Source organism: Acinetobacter sp. GN11, from assembly GCF_054823985.1.
The window spans coordinates 1-14,641 of the sequence record NZ_JRVL01000067.1 but is presented as its reverse complement, the minus strand read 5'-3'; the positions used below and the strand labels follow the sequence as shown (position 1 = coordinate 14,641).

Below are 14,641 nucleotides of genomic sequence, written 5' to 3'. Positions count from 1 at the left end.
ACTTATAAAATAAAAGGCGCAGATAGCGCCTTTTATTTTGTTCTGTGTTTTTAGTCATTTAGGATAATGAGCAATATATTGTTGTAGTCCTTTGAGCAAAAGATCAGTTTCTACGACTGGATCATATTTCTTCAAGAACTTAGCAAAAATAGGAGCATCTCCACCCGTAAGGAGCAACTTTTTAGGAGATTGCTGCATAATGCTTTCAATCGTACTAATCAGACCTAACAAAATACCGTGGTGTACTGCATCGACTGTGTTATTACCCGGGTTTAAATTATCAAAAGCTGAGTCTGGAATTTTGATGCCCTTTGTATTTTGAATAAGCGCATCGCGCTGCAAATACAAATTAGGAAGGATGTAACCTCCTAAATGCTGTTTACCTTGCGTTAAATCAATCGTTAAGGCTGTTCCACATCCAATAATACAATAGTTTTCATCTACTTGAGCTACAGCGAGTACTTGTAACCAACGGTCAATCCCGAGCTGACTTGGAACTTCATAGCCGCACTTTAATTCAGCATATTCAGCATGCACTTTGGCAAAAACAACAGGAATTTCGAGCCATTTTAAAATCTGCTGAATACGTTGGTTGTTTTCAGTATCGAGAACTGAAGAAATCCCAATGCGATGCAGACCTTGATGTTTAAAGTGTTGAATTAAACCCAATAATAAATCGGCAGGGGACTGTAAATGTAGCTCAGCTGTATGTTCAATAATCTGCTGGTTTTCAGTAATCCAATACTTTAAACGGGTGTTCCCGATATCAAGCCATAAACTTTTCATGGAAGAACACCTGTTTATTGATTCATTTGTGGTCTTAAGCGACCTTGATAAAATTGCTGAGGTTCAGGAGTCTCAAGAATTACAGCACCTTCATTGGAAATTCCAACAAAACGACCATGTACCAATCCCTGACTATGTTCGAACTGCACCAACTGATTAAGCCATGCAGCATGGTGATTAAAACGTCCAGCCAAGTTGTAGCAACCATGATCAAACCAGCGAGCTGCATTTTGAATTGCAACATAAAGCTCTGAAATGAGTTCAAGACGACTCATTTGTTCTAGGCCTAAATCCTCTAGCGAGGTAATCGGTTGATCACTATCAGTCACTGGTGGTGTTTTTAAATTAATGCCTACGCCCACAATAGCTTGATGCTGGGAAAGCGGTTCGACCAAAATTCCACCCCATTTGCCATGAGCACTGTATAAATCATTTGGCCATTTCACTTGTAGATTCAGAGCTTGTAACTGCGGAATTTGCAAAATATTCAGAGCAACTTCAAGTGCTAAGCGACCATCTAAGGGTGTTCGAGTTTGCACCAATGTGCTTAAATAAATGTTTCCTTCAGGTGAAATCCATTGCCGTTGATGTTGACCTCGCCCTTGCGTTTGTTGAGCACTGCAAACCAAGCCCGTTGTAATGCCTTTTTGGGCAATTTCACGAATATCATCATTGGTCGAAGTTGTGGTTGCTTTTAATAAAACCACTTCTGGAAGCTGGTTTTTTGCGCTTAAAAGTTGTTGTAGTTGGCGAGTCTCTAAATCCATGTTGAATATGAGCAGAGTGGTAAAACATTTATGGAGTTAATCATATATTTACTCATTGGCGCAATTGCTGGTTTTACTGCCGGATTGTTTGGAGTTGGTGGTGGACTAATTATTGTACCAATCCTCTATGTGGTTTTTACCCAGTTGCACTATGACCCAGCGGTAATCATGCATATTGCAGTCGGAACATCGCTTGCAACCATTATTGTGACATCGTTTAGTTCAGTTTCTGCCCATCATAAAAAGGGTGCGGTTCTTTGGCCTGTTTTTCGTAATTTAGCACCTGGACTGGTGATTGGTTCATTTTTAGGAGCGGGTATTGCCGATTTGATGTCTGGTCAGCATTTACAGCTCCTTATTGGTGTTTTTGCGGTTGTGATGGCCTATCGTATGTTTAAAGGGGCAAATGTAGTTGTTGACCCAACACGTCAGCTTCCTTCAACACCTATGCAATTTATGGCGGGTGGTGGCATTGGTGTTGCCTCTGCAATTTTTGGTATTGGGGGCGGTAGCTTAACTGTTCCGTATTTAAACCGTCATGGCGTGGTCATGCAAAAAGCAGTCGCGACTTCTGCCGCTTGTGGTTTACCCATTGCTGTTGCGGGTGCAATTGGCTTTATGTGGTTTGGTGCAAAAGAACATATCTCTGTACCTAACACGATTGGTTATGTGCACATCTATGCGTTTATTGGCATTAGTGTCATGAGTTTTGTTACAGCAAAGTTTGGCGCAAAAGTTGCTCATGCATTGTCACCACAAATGTTAAAAAAATGCTTTGCCTGTTTGTTGGTTGTGGTGGGTAGTTACTTTATTTATAAAGGGATTATGCATTAAATAATAAAATATTCATCTTGCTAGAATTATGATTTAAGAGCTTGAGTTTTTAGAAATTCGAGCTTTTTTTATTCAATAAAAGAAGAACATTCGGGGCTTTTATTCATCAGATTTTGGTGTTGTTTTTAAATGGGTTGGCTTAAAATGCAATAAAATTGTCAGACAATGACATAGTTTTTAATCGGTACGATCAGTTAAAAACAAGGATGCGAAAGAAAAGCATGGATTAATGCATATAAAAAGTAGCGGGTGATTTATGAATCTCGAAGAGACAGAAAGTCTTTCTGAGCAAATTGTCAAATATATTAGCGAACAGATCATTAGTGGTGAGCTGGTTGAAGGCGAGCGTATTCAAGAATTACGTATTGCCAAAGAGCTTGATGTGAGCCGAGGGTCAGTTCGTGAAGCATTGTTATTATTAGAGCGTACTCATTTAATTGAGATATTTCCACGCCGCGGGGCAATCGTTTCAGAAATGTCTGCACAGCAGGTTAAAGCACTGTTTGATACAAACGTGATGTTATTGGGGCATATTGTTCAACGCATCAGTGAAACATGGCGCGCACATGAAGCAGATCAATTGCAGCTCTTATTAGAACAATTACTTGAGCATGTAAAAGCAGGTGATATCGAAAAATTTTATGATGGTGTTTTTCAATATCTCGCTGAACAGCAAGATATGGTGGGTAATCCTTACCTAATGAAGTTTTATAAAGAGTTACTACCTTCACTACGTCGTAGTTATTTTTTGACCTTAAATACCTCAAAGCGGGAACTACAAGAAGCATTTGAATTATTTAAACTCGTGACTGATGCAATTTTGATCCGAAAATCACAACAAGCCGCTTTATTTATGGAAGATTTTTGTCGACACTTACGTAACCTTGTGTTGGAATCGCTGACACGAATGAAACAGATTGAATTGGCCTGGGCAAGACGCTCACGCCGCTAGTTAGGGCATTATGCGTTTAAGCAGTTTAAAACTTTCAGGCTTTAAATCTTTTGCAGATAGTACAACTTTAAATTTCAAGGCTAACCGCACAGCAGTGGTTGGTCCAAATGGTTGTGGCAAATCAAATGTAATTGATGCCATTCGTTGGGTGATGGGTGAATCAAATGCTCGTCAACTACGTGGTGGTAGCATGCAAGATGTTATTTTTACAGGAACCTCTAAGCGTAAGCCAGTGGGTGTAGCGAGTGTTGAACTACGTTTTGATAATACCTATGGCAAATTGGGCGGGTCTTATAATGCCTATAATGAGCTCGCCGTTCGTCGTCAGGTCACCCGTGAAGGTAAATCCGAATATTTCTTAAATGGCACACGTTGCCGCCGTCGTGATATCACCGATATTTTCTTAGGAACAGGGTTAGGACCGCGTTCATATGCAGTGATTGAACAAGGCATGATTAACCGTCTGGTTGATGCTAAGCCTGAAGAAATGCGTATCTTTATTGAAGAGGCAGCAGGTGTCTCACGCTATCAAGCTCGCCGACGCGAAACTTTACAACATCTTGAACATACTGAGCAAAACCTTTCACGTTTAGAAGATATTGCCCTAGAGTTAAAATCGCAGCTGAAGACGCTTAAACGTCAATCCGAAGCGGCAGTTCAATATAAAACTTTAGAAGGTCAGATTCGTACCCTGAAAATTGAAATTTTGTCTTTTCAGGCAGATAAAAGCGTACGCTTACAAGAAGAATATACAGTTCAAATGAATGAACTGGGTGAAAATTTTAAATTGGTTCGCTCAGAGTTAAGTACGATTGAACATGATTTAGAAGCAACCAGTGCTTTATTTCAGCGACTTATTCAGCAATCTTCACCACTACAACAAGAGTGGCAACAAGCTGAGAAAAAACTATCTGAACTGAAAATGACTCTGGAACAAAAACAGAGTTTATACCAGCAAAATAGTATGACTCTGGTTCAGTTAGAACAGCAAAAATTCCAAACTAAAGAACGTTTAAAGCTTTCTGAATTCCAACTTGAAACACTGAATAATCAGTTAGATGAACAAACTGAATCATTAACTGGAATTGAGCATACTGCAACGGAAGCTGAACAAAACTTTGCTGATTTACAATCTCAGCAAAAACAAGCACAGCAACAATTTGAACAAGTAAAAGCTCAGGTTGAAAAACAACAGCAGCAAAAAATGCAGATGTCTGCCCAAATTGAGCAATTAGGCAAAAATGTTCAACGCATTGAACAGCAAAAAGAAACGTTGCAACATCAAGCAAGTCAGATTCAATCGCATGTTCATGAAGATGAGCAGGGCGAATTTGAGCAACAGCAACAACAGCTTTGTCGTGAAATCACGACGCTTGAAACTGAAATTGAGCAACAATTGCTACGTTTAGAGCAATCTCAACAGCAACATCAATCAAGTAAAAATCAACAGCAAACCCTGAAAACAGAAATACAAGTTTTATTATCAGAGCAGAAAAACTTAAGTCAGCTTGTTGCTAAGCAAAGCCCAAAGCAACATCAAGATACATTACGTTTAATGCAGGCTCTACAGTTAACAGAGCAAGGCAAACCATATGCGCAGATTGTTGAAAAGTTTTTAGCGAAATGGTTACAAGCTCATATTCTTGAGACGGAACAAACTTTTCAAGAAGGCGTTGCTCGCCAGTTAAAACCTTCAGAGCAAACAAGTCAATTTAAAGGTAATTTAGCTTGTTTAAATGATTGGATTGCTTCACCACAACTATCAATCTTTTCGAATGTAGCGATTGCACAAGATTTGACTACTGCTTTAAATAAGCAAAAACAACTACAACATGGTCAGTCTATTTTGACTTTAGATGGTTATCATGTCGGGCAGGATTGGGTGATTGCTCTTATGTACGATGACGAAAGTCAAAGTGCACAAGGTATGCTGAACCATCGCATTCGTCTAGATGAAATTGAACAAGTCCTTGAAAAGCAACAACCTGAATTACAAGCATTAGATCAAATTTTAGTTCAGCAAAAAGATGAGTTGGGGCAGTTGCAGTCTGATTTGCAGCAGAAACAGCAAGTTGTTAAACAAAAACAAAAAGACTTACAACAGCTTGATGTGCAAATTGCTAAACAGCAAACCGCAGCACAAGCATTTTTACTGCAAAAACAGCAATTGAAAGATCAGTTAGCTCAGTTAGACATGCAGCTTGAAGAAGATGCAATGCAAAAAGATGATCTGGAAATTGATTTGCATGTTCTAGCAATCAAACTTGAAACCATTTTACCTGATTATAAAACTTTGCAATTTCGGGTAGAAGAGTTAACAGAGCAGCTAGAAGAACAGCAACAAGCTTTGCAACATCAGCAACAAGAACGTGAAATTTTACGCCGTAATAGCACGCAAACAACCCAACAGATCGAATTACTTGAAAAAGATATTTCGTTCTTGCAGAGTCAATATCAGCAAATTAATGCTCAAATGGAACAAGCGAAAAAATTTGTTGACCCTATTCAATTAGAGTTACCAAATCTTGAGTCAGAATTTCAGCAACAATTTGCCCAAACTGAAAAGTTGCAAAAGAACTGGAATGAATGGCAGCTTGAACTTAATAGTGTGCAGGAAAAACAACAAACCCTGACAGATCAGCGTCATCAATATCAACAAAAAGATGAACAGCTCAGAGAACAACTTGAAGAGAAGCGTTTGGCATGGCAAGCAGCTAAGTCAGATCGTGAACATTACCAAGAACAGCTTAAAGAGCTAAATGCCGAAATCCAAAAAGGCTTACAAATCGATTTAACCGAGCACCAGCAAAAACTGGAAAAAGTACAGAAACAGTTTGAAAAAATCGGTGCGGTTAACTTGGCGGCTTCACAAGAGTTTGAAGAGGTTTCTCAGCGTTTTGATGAGTTGAGTCACCAGATCCAAGATTTGGAAAATACGGTAACTCAACTAAAAGATGCGATGAAAAGCATTGATCAGGAAACCCGTAAGTTGTTTATGACAACGTTTGATCAGATTAATCAAGAGTTGCAAAATCTGTTTCCAAAGGTCTTTAATGGTGGTGAAGCGAGTTTAAGCCTTGAAGATGACTGGCAATCTGGTGTTAAACTGATGGCAAGACCACCGGGTAAGAAAAATAGTTCTCTAGCATTACTTTCTGGTGGAGAAAAGGCTTTAACAGCGTTAGCATTAGTATTTGCGATTTTTAGATTAAATCCGGCACCGTTCTGTGTGTTAGATGAAGTGGACGCACCACTTGATGATGCGAATGTTCAGAGATATTGTAATTTGGTAAAAGAGCTTTCTGAACATGTACAATTCATTTACATTACACATAATAAGCTGGCAATGACCATGGCAACTGATTTGTTGGGTGTGACCATGCCTGAACCGGGTACATCAAAATTAGTCACTGTCGATTTAGAACAGGCAAAAGAATACGGGTTAGTTTCGGAGTCATAGAATGGAAATCAATACGATTATTGGCATCGTTGTCGCCATTGTTATTATGCTAATTGGCTTAAAAATGATTTTAAAAAAGTCAAACCATGCCGAACCTTCATTAGATAGTGATTTGCATATTAATCCTGATAGTAATCAACCAGTTATACCTAGACATGTGCGAGATCAGCTTGAGCAAGCTGAAGCCGAGCGTGTATCGGCGACTAGCGCAGAGCGAGTAGAGCCGACGTTAAATGAATCTACATCGGTACAAGCCAGTGAAACAAAACAAACAGAAACTCTGGCTGTAGAACCCGCTAAATCAATTTCAGCCGAACCAACTCAACCAGTTGTTGAAAAATCTTCAGATGAAATTAAATCTGAAGAAACTCTAAAAAGCTCTACCATTAACACGGATAGTTCAGTTGAGTTAGTTAATACCGTTTCTGTTAAATCAGAAGCTGAAGCTTTATCAGAAGAAAACTTAAAATCTGAAAGTGAAAAAACTGAGCCTGAGTTGAGTTTGAACCCAAATATTGAAACTGCCGAAATTGCTGAATTTGAAGGTGAGAGTAATATTCTGGATGTACATTTGCATGAACAGCAACGTTATGATGATGAAAGTGCATTAGCAGTGGCTGAACAGATCATTGCATTAAATGTCTTTCCGAATCCGCGTCGCGCGTTGTCTGGCGATAAAGCACTTAAAGTATTATTAAAATACGGTTTACGTTATGGCGAAATGTCATGTTTCCATCGATATGAAAATACGGATGAACCGAGCGTACTAATGTTTTCAGTACTCCGTATGACAGACAATGGACCAGCTGGGTTTGATCTTGAAACCTTATCTAGTGAACAAGTTCAAGGGTTGGCATTTTTCCTTGCGCTTCCAAACAGTAAAGCTGTGACTGGTTTTGACATGATGGCAAGTATTGCCGGTTTAATTGCTCGTGAAATTGATGGCAAAGTTTATGATGAAAATAATCTTGAATTTACACCACAGTTAAAAGAGCACTGGCGTCATCATGTGATTGATTATCGTCCGGCACATGCGACCGCCTAGTTTTAATTTTTTACGTTCGTTGCGATAATTGCAATATATCTAGTCGCAGCTCAGGGTGGAGAAATTTCCACCCTTTTTTATGGTGAATAACATAATGGCAACAACTTCCGTGACCGAACAGATGCGTCAGCTTATTCAACTGATTGCAAAGCATAACCATGCCTATTATGTGATGGATCAGCCGACAATCTCGGACAGTGAATATGATCATTTATTTCACCAGTTAAAAGCTTTAGAAGAGCAATATCCTGATCAGGTTCAACCAGACTCTCCAACAACAAAAGTAGGCGGACAAGCACTCTCTAAATTTCAAAGTGTGACTCATGTCGTCCCGATGCTTTCTTTGGGGAATGTTTTTAATCAGGAAGACTTGTTTGCGTTTGCACGTCGTGTTGAAGAGCGTTTACCTAATCAAAAAGTACAATACGAAGTAGAACTAAAACTTGATGGTCTTGCGATTTCGCTTTGGTATGAAAACGGTGTGTTAACACGTGGTGTTACACGTGGTGACGGCGAAACCGGAGAAGACATTACCCAAAATGTTAAAACGATTCGCAACTTGCCTAAAGTGTTACATTCAGATCATTTTGAAATTCCACGTTTGCTTGAAGTACGCGGTGAAGTACTCATGCCAAAGTCTGGCTTTGAAAAACTTAATGCTGATCAGGAAGCAAAAGGTGATAAAACGTTTGCGAACCCGCGTAATGCCGCAGCTGGTAGTTTAAGACAGCTCGACCCGAATATTGCTGCTAGTAGACCTTTAGCGTTTTATGCGTATGGTATTGCCCAGTGTGAACCAAATCATAGCTTAACGACTATGCATGACAGCCTACAATGGCTCACACAACTTGGATTTGAAATTGCTGAGCGTCAATATCTATGTAATTCAATTCAAGAAGTACAGCAGCGTTATGAGCAAATCCAACAAGAACGTCCAGATCTACAAGTTGAAATTGATGGAATGGTCGTAAAGGTTGATGACTTAAAACAGCAACAACAACTTGGTTTCTTAAGTCGTGAGCCACGTTGGGCAACGGCCTATAAATTCCCTGCACAAGCTGCACTAACTACGGTTGATCAGATTGATTGGCAAGTAGGGCGTACAGGGACTTTAACGCCTGTAGCACGTTTAAACCCCGTATTTGTAGGGGGAGTAACAGTTTCCAATGTAACTTTACACAACATTGGTGAAATCCATCGTCTTGATGTGCGTGTTGGCGATACGGTTAGTGTGTATCGTACAGGCGATGTTATTCCTAAAGTAGAAAAAGTTTGGCCAGAGTTCCGTTCACCTGACGCTGAAATTGTACATTTACCTGAAAGCTGTCCTGTTTGTGCTTCACCAGTTGTAATGCCTGAAGGAGAAGCTTTAGCACGTTGTTCTGGTGGTCTTTACTGTGCTGCTCAGCGAATTGAAGCCATTCGCCACTTTGTGTCACGTAAAGCTCTCGATATTGAAGGTTTGGGCGATCGTTGGGTAGAGTCTTTATTACACCTCGATTTACTTAAAGATGTTGCCGATATCTATCATTTACATGAGCACCGAGAAACTTTACTCGGCATCGAAAAAATGGGCGAGAAATCGGTACAAAACCTGATTGATGCCATTGAGGCCAGTAAGAAGACAACGCTTGCACGTTTTATCTATGCTTTAGGAATTCGTGGGGTAGGTGAAACTACTGCCAGAATGTTAGCCAATACTTTCCAAACTTTAGAAGCGCTTAAAGCTGCTGATGTTGAAGCTTTAAAGAAAACCCCAGATGTCGGTGATATTACCGCAGAATGGATTGCTGACTTTTTCTTGGCACCGCACAACATTGAAGTGCTTGATCGTTTAATTGCAGCAGGCATTTATTGGGATGCACCAACAGCTCCAACGCGTCAGCCATTAAATGGCGAAAGTTGGGTCTTAACAGGCACATTAGAGCAAATGACTCGTGATCAAGCGACTCAGATGCTACAAGCATTAGGTGCACGTGTAAGCGGTAGCGTGTCGAGCAAAACTAAATGTGTTGTTGCGGGTGAAAAGGCTGGTTCGAAACTAGAAAAAGCAGCAAAACTAGGTATTGTTGTTATGAATGAGACTGATTTCTTATCACTTATGGCGAGCTATGGGCAGACCTTAAGCGAATAACCCTACCGAAATAAGAACCATTGATTTTAGTTACAAATTTATAAATTGATGGTTTTAGTTATATTTTAACGCTTGTTTGAACTTATAAATCAGACAAGCGTTTCTTTTTGCAGAGAAAATTTAATTAACTTAAACTGCAAATGCGTATGTTTCTCATTTTAATTTTATAAAAATCATAAACTTAACTATTTTTTACTTTGCAATCATTTTTAAGATTGCCCATAATAGTTTTCATACGATAGGAGATTTATTATGCGTGGCAATCCAGAAGTCATAGACTATTTAAATATGCTCATTGGCGGAGAATTGGCTGCCCGTGATCAATATTTAATCCATTCTCGTATGTATGAAGATTGGGGTTTAAATAAAATTTATGAACGTATTGATCATGAGATGCAAGAAGAAGCTTCTCATGCTGATGCGATCATTCGCCGTGTATTGTTTTTAGGTGCTAAACCAAACATGCATCGTGAAGATATCAATGTTGGTACAGACGTTGTTTCTTGTTTAAAAGCAGATTTAGCACTTGAATATCATGTTCGTGAAAAATTAGCGACAGGTATCAAACTCTGTGAAGAGAAAGGCGATTACATTAGCCGTGATATGTTACGTCAACAATTATCTGATACTGAAGAAGACCATACCTACTGGTTAGAAAAGCAATTACGTTTAATTGAGTTGATTGGCTTACAAAACTATATTCAATCTCAAATTTAATAAAAAACCCAGCTGATGCTGGGTTTTTTATCGCCTGATTTTTAGCTTTAATAAAATAGAAATAAAAAAGTATTTTTCTCAAATTTAATATATTCAAAGCCTTAGTATATAAGGCTTTGGTAGTTACAAAAAAGTCAGAAAAATTGTATCACACCCCCTGTTTTTTTTATGAAATTGGATATAATTTCGCCAACAAAACCCTTGCCTAGAAATCTAATGAGGCAAGGGTTTTTCTATGGAAAATCGGTTGGTATGGATCGCCAATGATTTTATGGTGAGTTCGCGAAATATGTTATTTACCAAACCTGCTGTTTTAGATACAGCTACTCTCTTAGGCATACAGCGTCTTGCAACACGACTCAGCTTTTTTAGCTTAGGTTTTGCGACCGCGGCTTGGGCACCTCTGATTCCTTTTGCGCAGCAGCGCCTAAACCTCAATCATGCCGATTTTGGTTTGCTTTTGCTTTGTATGGGGATTGGCTCAATGATTGCGATGCCTGCAACTGGTGCTTTAGTCAAGCGCTGGGGATGTCGTCCATTAATTGGGTTGGCATTGATGCTGTTAATGGTGTTATTACCAAGTCTCACGATGTGGAGCAGCATCGTGATGATGGCTGTAGCATTATTTGTGTTCGGGTCGGCAGCAGGATGTCTTGGAGTAGCTATTAATTTACAGGCAGTGGTTGTCGAAAAACATAGCTTGCGAGCGCTCATGTCTAGTTTTCATGGAATGTGCAGCCTTGGTGGCTTAACAGGCGCTATGCTTGTGACTGCATTATTGGCAGTAGGTCTTTCGCCATTAATGAGTACTTTATCAGTTGTCATGATTTTGCTTGTCATTGGTGCAGTTGCTATTCCTCCTTGTTTAACGTCTTTTGAACAGGATGAAAAGCCACATCAAGAAGCGAATATACCTAAAAAACTCTATCGACCTAACGGCATTATTCTGCTTATTGGCATGATGTGTTTTATTGCCTTTTTATCAGAAGGTGCGGCAATGGATTGGGGTGGTATTTATTTAACAAGTAAGTATCAGCTTAATCCAGCCTTTGCTGGTCTTGCTTATACCTTTTTTGCTCTGAGCATGACGACTGGACGTTTTACGGGCCATATCTTGCTAAAGCAATGGGGTGAAAAAAATGTTGTAACTTATAGTGCCATTGGTGCAGCAATTGGTATGGCTGTTATTGTGACCGCACCCGTATGGCAAGTGGTTGTATTAGGCTATGCACTTTTAGGATTAGGCTGTTCCAATATTGTGCCCGTTATGTTTTCTCGCGTAGGTCGACAAAACGATATGCCTAAAGCAGCGGCACTTTCTTTAGTATCAACGATTGCCTATACAGGTTCCTTAAGTGGGCCAGCTTTAATTGGTTTAATTGGTGAATGGACTGGTTTAAGTACAGTTTTAACAGGTGTGGCTGTATTGCTATTTATTATTGCTTTACTTAATCGCTTTACACTCGCAAAGGCGAATTAATTTATAAATAATAGAAACAATCTAAAGAACATCGAGAATTTAATTTCTCGATGTTCTTTAGATTTATAAAACCTGATAGATAGATTGATAATTATCTTGTAATAAGCGCTGAGGTTTCATCAGTAAAGTTGGTGTTTTTTCCAAATCATCTAAAAAATCGTTTCTCCAATGAGTAAGATCAGATGCTGATAAACCCTCTATCAATTGTTGATAACGATTAATACGCTCAGCTTTAGACATCTCTAAAGCCATTTTTAAAGTATCTATCATTGCCACTCTATCTTGCGGATCAACAATCAAGGCTTGAGACATCTGCTCAGCAGCACCCGCATATTTAGATAAAATGAGCACACCCGGGTTTTCTGGGTCTTGGGCTGCAATATATTCTTTAGCGACTAGGTTCATACCATCGCGTAATGAACTGATCCAGCAAATATCAGAGTGACGATAAATATGCATGAGATTATGGTGTTGAACTGGATCATAACAACAATCTACAGGTCTCCAGTCTTCATGTGCAAACTCTTCATTAATCAGTTCCAATTTAGTTTTAAAACGTTCGTATAAGCGTTGATAAGCTGCAATATCCGTACGTGATGGCGTTGCAACTTGCAGATGTCGAACTAAACCATGATATTCAGGGTTGGTTTCTAAAAAGGTTGCAAATGCATTAAAACGCTCAAGTAAACCTTTTGAATAATCAATTCGGTCAACTCCAATGATTGTTTTTTGACGAGGTATTTCTTCAAAATTAAATACACAAGGGCTTAATAAATCTTGTTGTGCTTGTTTTTGAATAATTTCTGGTTGAACGCCAATTGGGTAAGATTTAATAAGTATTTGACGTTTTTTGTAGCTAATACTATCGCGGCGAATTTTCTGAGCTTCGAGCAAACTTAGACAAGTTTGCATGCATGCATTTTGATCGATCTGAGTTTGTAAACCAATGACGTCGTATTGGCTTAAGTCTTGAATTAATTCGTGGGCCACGGGAATTTTGCGCCAGATATTAAGGCTAGCAAAAGGGATATGTAGAAAGAAACCAATTTTATTTTGCATGCCTAACTCACGGCAGTAGCGGGCAACACTAAAAAAATGATAATCGTGTACCCAGATCATATCTTCAGGCTGAGCAAGCTGTTTTAATTTTTCAGCGAATAAGCGATTGACCTTTTGATAGGTACTATATTCTTGTGCATCATATTCAATCAGATCTTCTCGAGCATGCATTGCTGGCCAGAGAACTTTGTTGGCAAAGCCACAATAATATTGCGCGTATTGTTGATGAGTAAGAGGGCAGGTAATGTAGTCAATTCCCGCAGAATAGGCTTGTTCGAATTCTGGTGCTTCGCTATCGGTAATTTGCTGACCATTCCAGCCTAACCAAATACCATTGCTATCATTCAATGCATCTTGTACAGCTACAGCAAGACCACCGGCCGAAGCTTTACCTGAAGGCATACTTATTCGATTCGATAATACAATTAACTTAGACATATTTTTTCTCCATTCTGATTTTGACTATTTTTGACATATAAGCTTTTTATTCTGTTTTGAAATAAAAGAAGAAAGTTTGTGACGGTATCTATATCTTTTAATCTATATTGAGCTTGTGTTTCACCAGAACCTACTTTAATTGAAGTTCCAAATTTCTGATTAATACAAATAAAACCAGATTCATCTGTTAAATCATCACCTATAAAAATAGGGTGAGCTGAAGATATATTAAGATGATTTAATATGGTTTGAATTGCTTTACCTTTATCAGCTTGGTTTGGAATTAACTCGACAACAAATTTTCCATTATTTATTTTTAATTGTGGATAATTAGGAATAATCTGATGCATAATATTAATAGCATGATTTTCTAATTCAGGATTTTTACGATAATGTAAAGCAATAGAATATCCTTTATCCTCAACTAATAATTCAGGATATTTCTCACAAGATTTCATAATATCTTGTTTTAAATTTTTAAAATTAATTGAACTTAAATCTGGTCGAATATAATGATCTGAACCAAAATAAATATCTAAACCATGCAAGCCAGCAACAGGAATCTCAATAGGCTGTAATAGCTTGTAAGCTGTATCTACATCTCGACCTGTTACAGCAATAACAGGTATATTTAATTTAATAATTTTTTTTATAGTTTCTAATGTGGTGTTTGGAATAAAACTTTGCTCAGGATTAATTTGGAATGGTGCTAACGTCCCATCAATATCCAAAAATAAGCAGTAATTTTTATCTAAAGATAAGGTGTCTATAATGTCATCTGGTGTAACAAAATATGTATTTTCTTCTCTCCTATCAGATATTGTACTTTGACTGTTCATATTAGCCTTCTCAATATATTTTGTTCAACAATTAATCTTCTAACATTAAAATGAATTGAGGAGTCATTTCTTTTAATAAAAAAACATAAGTATTAACATTAATTACATTGCATAATGGATTTATAGGCGA

Annotated in this window: 11 protein-coding genes; 7 read left to right on the top strand and 4 right to left on the bottom strand. The window is 38.4% G+C overall.

Going from position 1 to position 14,641, the window contains the following annotated elements:
* Window positions 1–54 precede the first annotated feature (54 nt).
* Both NL42_RS08150 and NL42_RS08145 read right to left on the bottom strand, forming a co-directional pair.
* Window positions 55–786 (bottom strand): pantothenate kinase, encoded by a 732-nt coding sequence (locus NL42_RS08150; protein ID WP_461312394.1) that lies wholly within the window; start codon window positions 784–786, stop codon window positions 55–57.
* Between the two features lie 14 nt (window positions 787–800).
* Window positions 801–1,553, bottom strand: a complete 753-nt coding sequence (locus NL42_RS08145; protein ID WP_461312393.1) for a biotin--[acetyl-CoA-carboxylase] ligase — start codon at window positions 1,551–1,553, stop codon at window positions 801–803.
* Window positions 1,554–1,583: 30 nt separating this feature from the next.
* Between NL42_RS08145 and NL42_RS08140 the strand changes: the two genes are divergently transcribed.
* From NL42_RS08140 to NL42_RS08110, 7 genes are all read left to right on the top strand, one after another.
* Entirely contained in the window at window positions 1,584–2,387 is an 804-nt protein-coding gene (locus tag NL42_RS08140) for a sulfite exporter TauE/SafE family protein (RefSeq protein ID WP_461312392.1), read from the top strand.
* 256 nt (window positions 2,388–2,643) lie between these two features.
* Window positions 2,644–3,339: a GntR family transcriptional regulator gene (locus NL42_RS08135; protein WP_461312391.1), complete on the top strand. Its 696-nt coding sequence runs from the start codon at window positions 2,644–2,646 to the stop codon at window positions 3,337–3,339.
* A gap of 10 nt (window positions 3,340–3,349) precedes the next feature.
* Entirely contained in the window at window positions 3,350–6,799 is a 3,450-nt protein-coding gene (gene smc / locus NL42_RS08130; protein ID WP_461312390.1) for a chromosome segregation protein SMC, read from the top strand.
* 1 nt (window position 6,800) lies between these two features.
* On the top strand, window positions 6,801–7,844 hold the full coding sequence (locus tag NL42_RS08125; RefSeq protein ID WP_461312389.1) for a cell division protein ZipA C-terminal FtsZ-binding domain-containing protein: 1,044 nt from the start codon (window positions 6,801–6,803) through the stop codon (window positions 7,842–7,844).
* A gap of 94 nt (window positions 7,845–7,938) precedes the next feature.
* Window positions 7,939–9,978 (top strand): NAD-dependent DNA ligase LigA, encoded by a 2,040-nt coding sequence (gene ligA, locus NL42_RS08120; RefSeq protein ID WP_461312388.1) that lies wholly within the window; start codon window positions 7,939–7,941, stop codon window positions 9,976–9,978.
* Window positions 9,979–10,230: 252 nt separating this feature from the next.
* Complete coding sequence (gene ftn, locus NL42_RS08115; RefSeq protein ID WP_001214863.1) at window positions 10,231–10,695, top strand: heteropolymeric bacterioferritin subunit Ftn; 465 nt, start codon at window positions 10,231–10,233, stop codon at window positions 10,693–10,695.
* Between the two features lie 289 nt (window positions 10,696–10,984).
* Window positions 10,985–12,175 (top strand): MFS transporter, encoded by a 1,191-nt coding sequence (locus tag NL42_RS08110; protein ID WP_461312401.1) that lies wholly within the window; start codon window positions 10,985–10,987, stop codon window positions 12,173–12,175.
* Between the two features lie 63 nt (window positions 12,176–12,238).
* Here NL42_RS08110 and NL42_RS08105 read toward each other — a convergent pair whose 3' ends face one another.
* Together NL42_RS08105 and otsB are read right to left on the bottom strand one after the other, a co-directional pair.
* Window positions 12,239–13,672, bottom strand: a complete 1,434-nt coding sequence (locus tag NL42_RS08105; protein WP_461312387.1) for an alpha,alpha-trehalose-phosphate synthase (UDP-forming) — start codon at window positions 13,670–13,672, stop codon at window positions 12,239–12,241.
* Entirely contained in the window at window positions 13,660–14,511 is an 852-nt protein-coding gene (otsB, locus tag NL42_RS08100) for a trehalose-phosphatase (RefSeq protein ID WP_461312386.1), read from the bottom strand. Before otsB ends, NL42_RS08105 begins: the two co-directional genes overlap by 13 nt.
* Window positions 14,512–14,641: the final 130 nt, after the last annotated feature.

Coding starts and splice junctions, on each gene's coding strand:
- NL42_RS08105 (WP_461312387.1), bottom strand. CDS start 13,672: ATGTCTAAGTTAATTGTATTATCGAATCGAATAAGTATGCCTTCAGGT.
- NL42_RS08150 (WP_461312394.1), bottom strand. CDS start 786: ATGAAAAGTTTATGGCTTGATATCGGGAACACCCGTTTAAAGTATTGG.
- ftn (WP_001214863.1), top strand. CDS start 10,231: ATGCGTGGCAATCCAGAAGTCATAGACTATTTAAATATGCTCATTGGC.
- NL42_RS08140 (WP_461312392.1), top strand. CDS start 1,584: ATGGAGTTAATCATATATTTACTCATTGGCGCAATTGCTGGTTTTACT.
- NL42_RS08110 (WP_461312401.1), top strand. CDS start 10,985: ATGTTATTTACCAAACCTGCTGTTTTAGATACAGCTACTCTCTTAGGC.
- smc (WP_461312390.1), top strand. CDS start 3,350: ATGCGTTTAAGCAGTTTAAAACTTTCAGGCTTTAAATCTTTTGCAGAT.
- NL42_RS08135 (WP_461312391.1), top strand. CDS start 2,644: ATGAATCTCGAAGAGACAGAAAGTCTTTCTGAGCAAATTGTCAAATAT.
- otsB (WP_461312386.1), bottom strand. CDS start 14,511: ATGAACAGTCAAAGTACAATATCTGATAGGAGAGAAGAAAATACATAT.
- NL42_RS08145 (WP_461312393.1), bottom strand. CDS start 1,553: ATGGATTTAGAGACTCGCCAACTACAACAACTTTTAAGCGCAAAAAAC.
- ligA (WP_461312388.1), top strand. CDS start 7,939: ATGGCAACAACTTCCGTGACCGAACAGATGCGTCAGCTTATTCAACTG.
- NL42_RS08125 (WP_461312389.1), top strand. CDS start 6,801: ATGGAAATCAATACGATTATTGGCATCGTTGTCGCCATTGTTATTATG.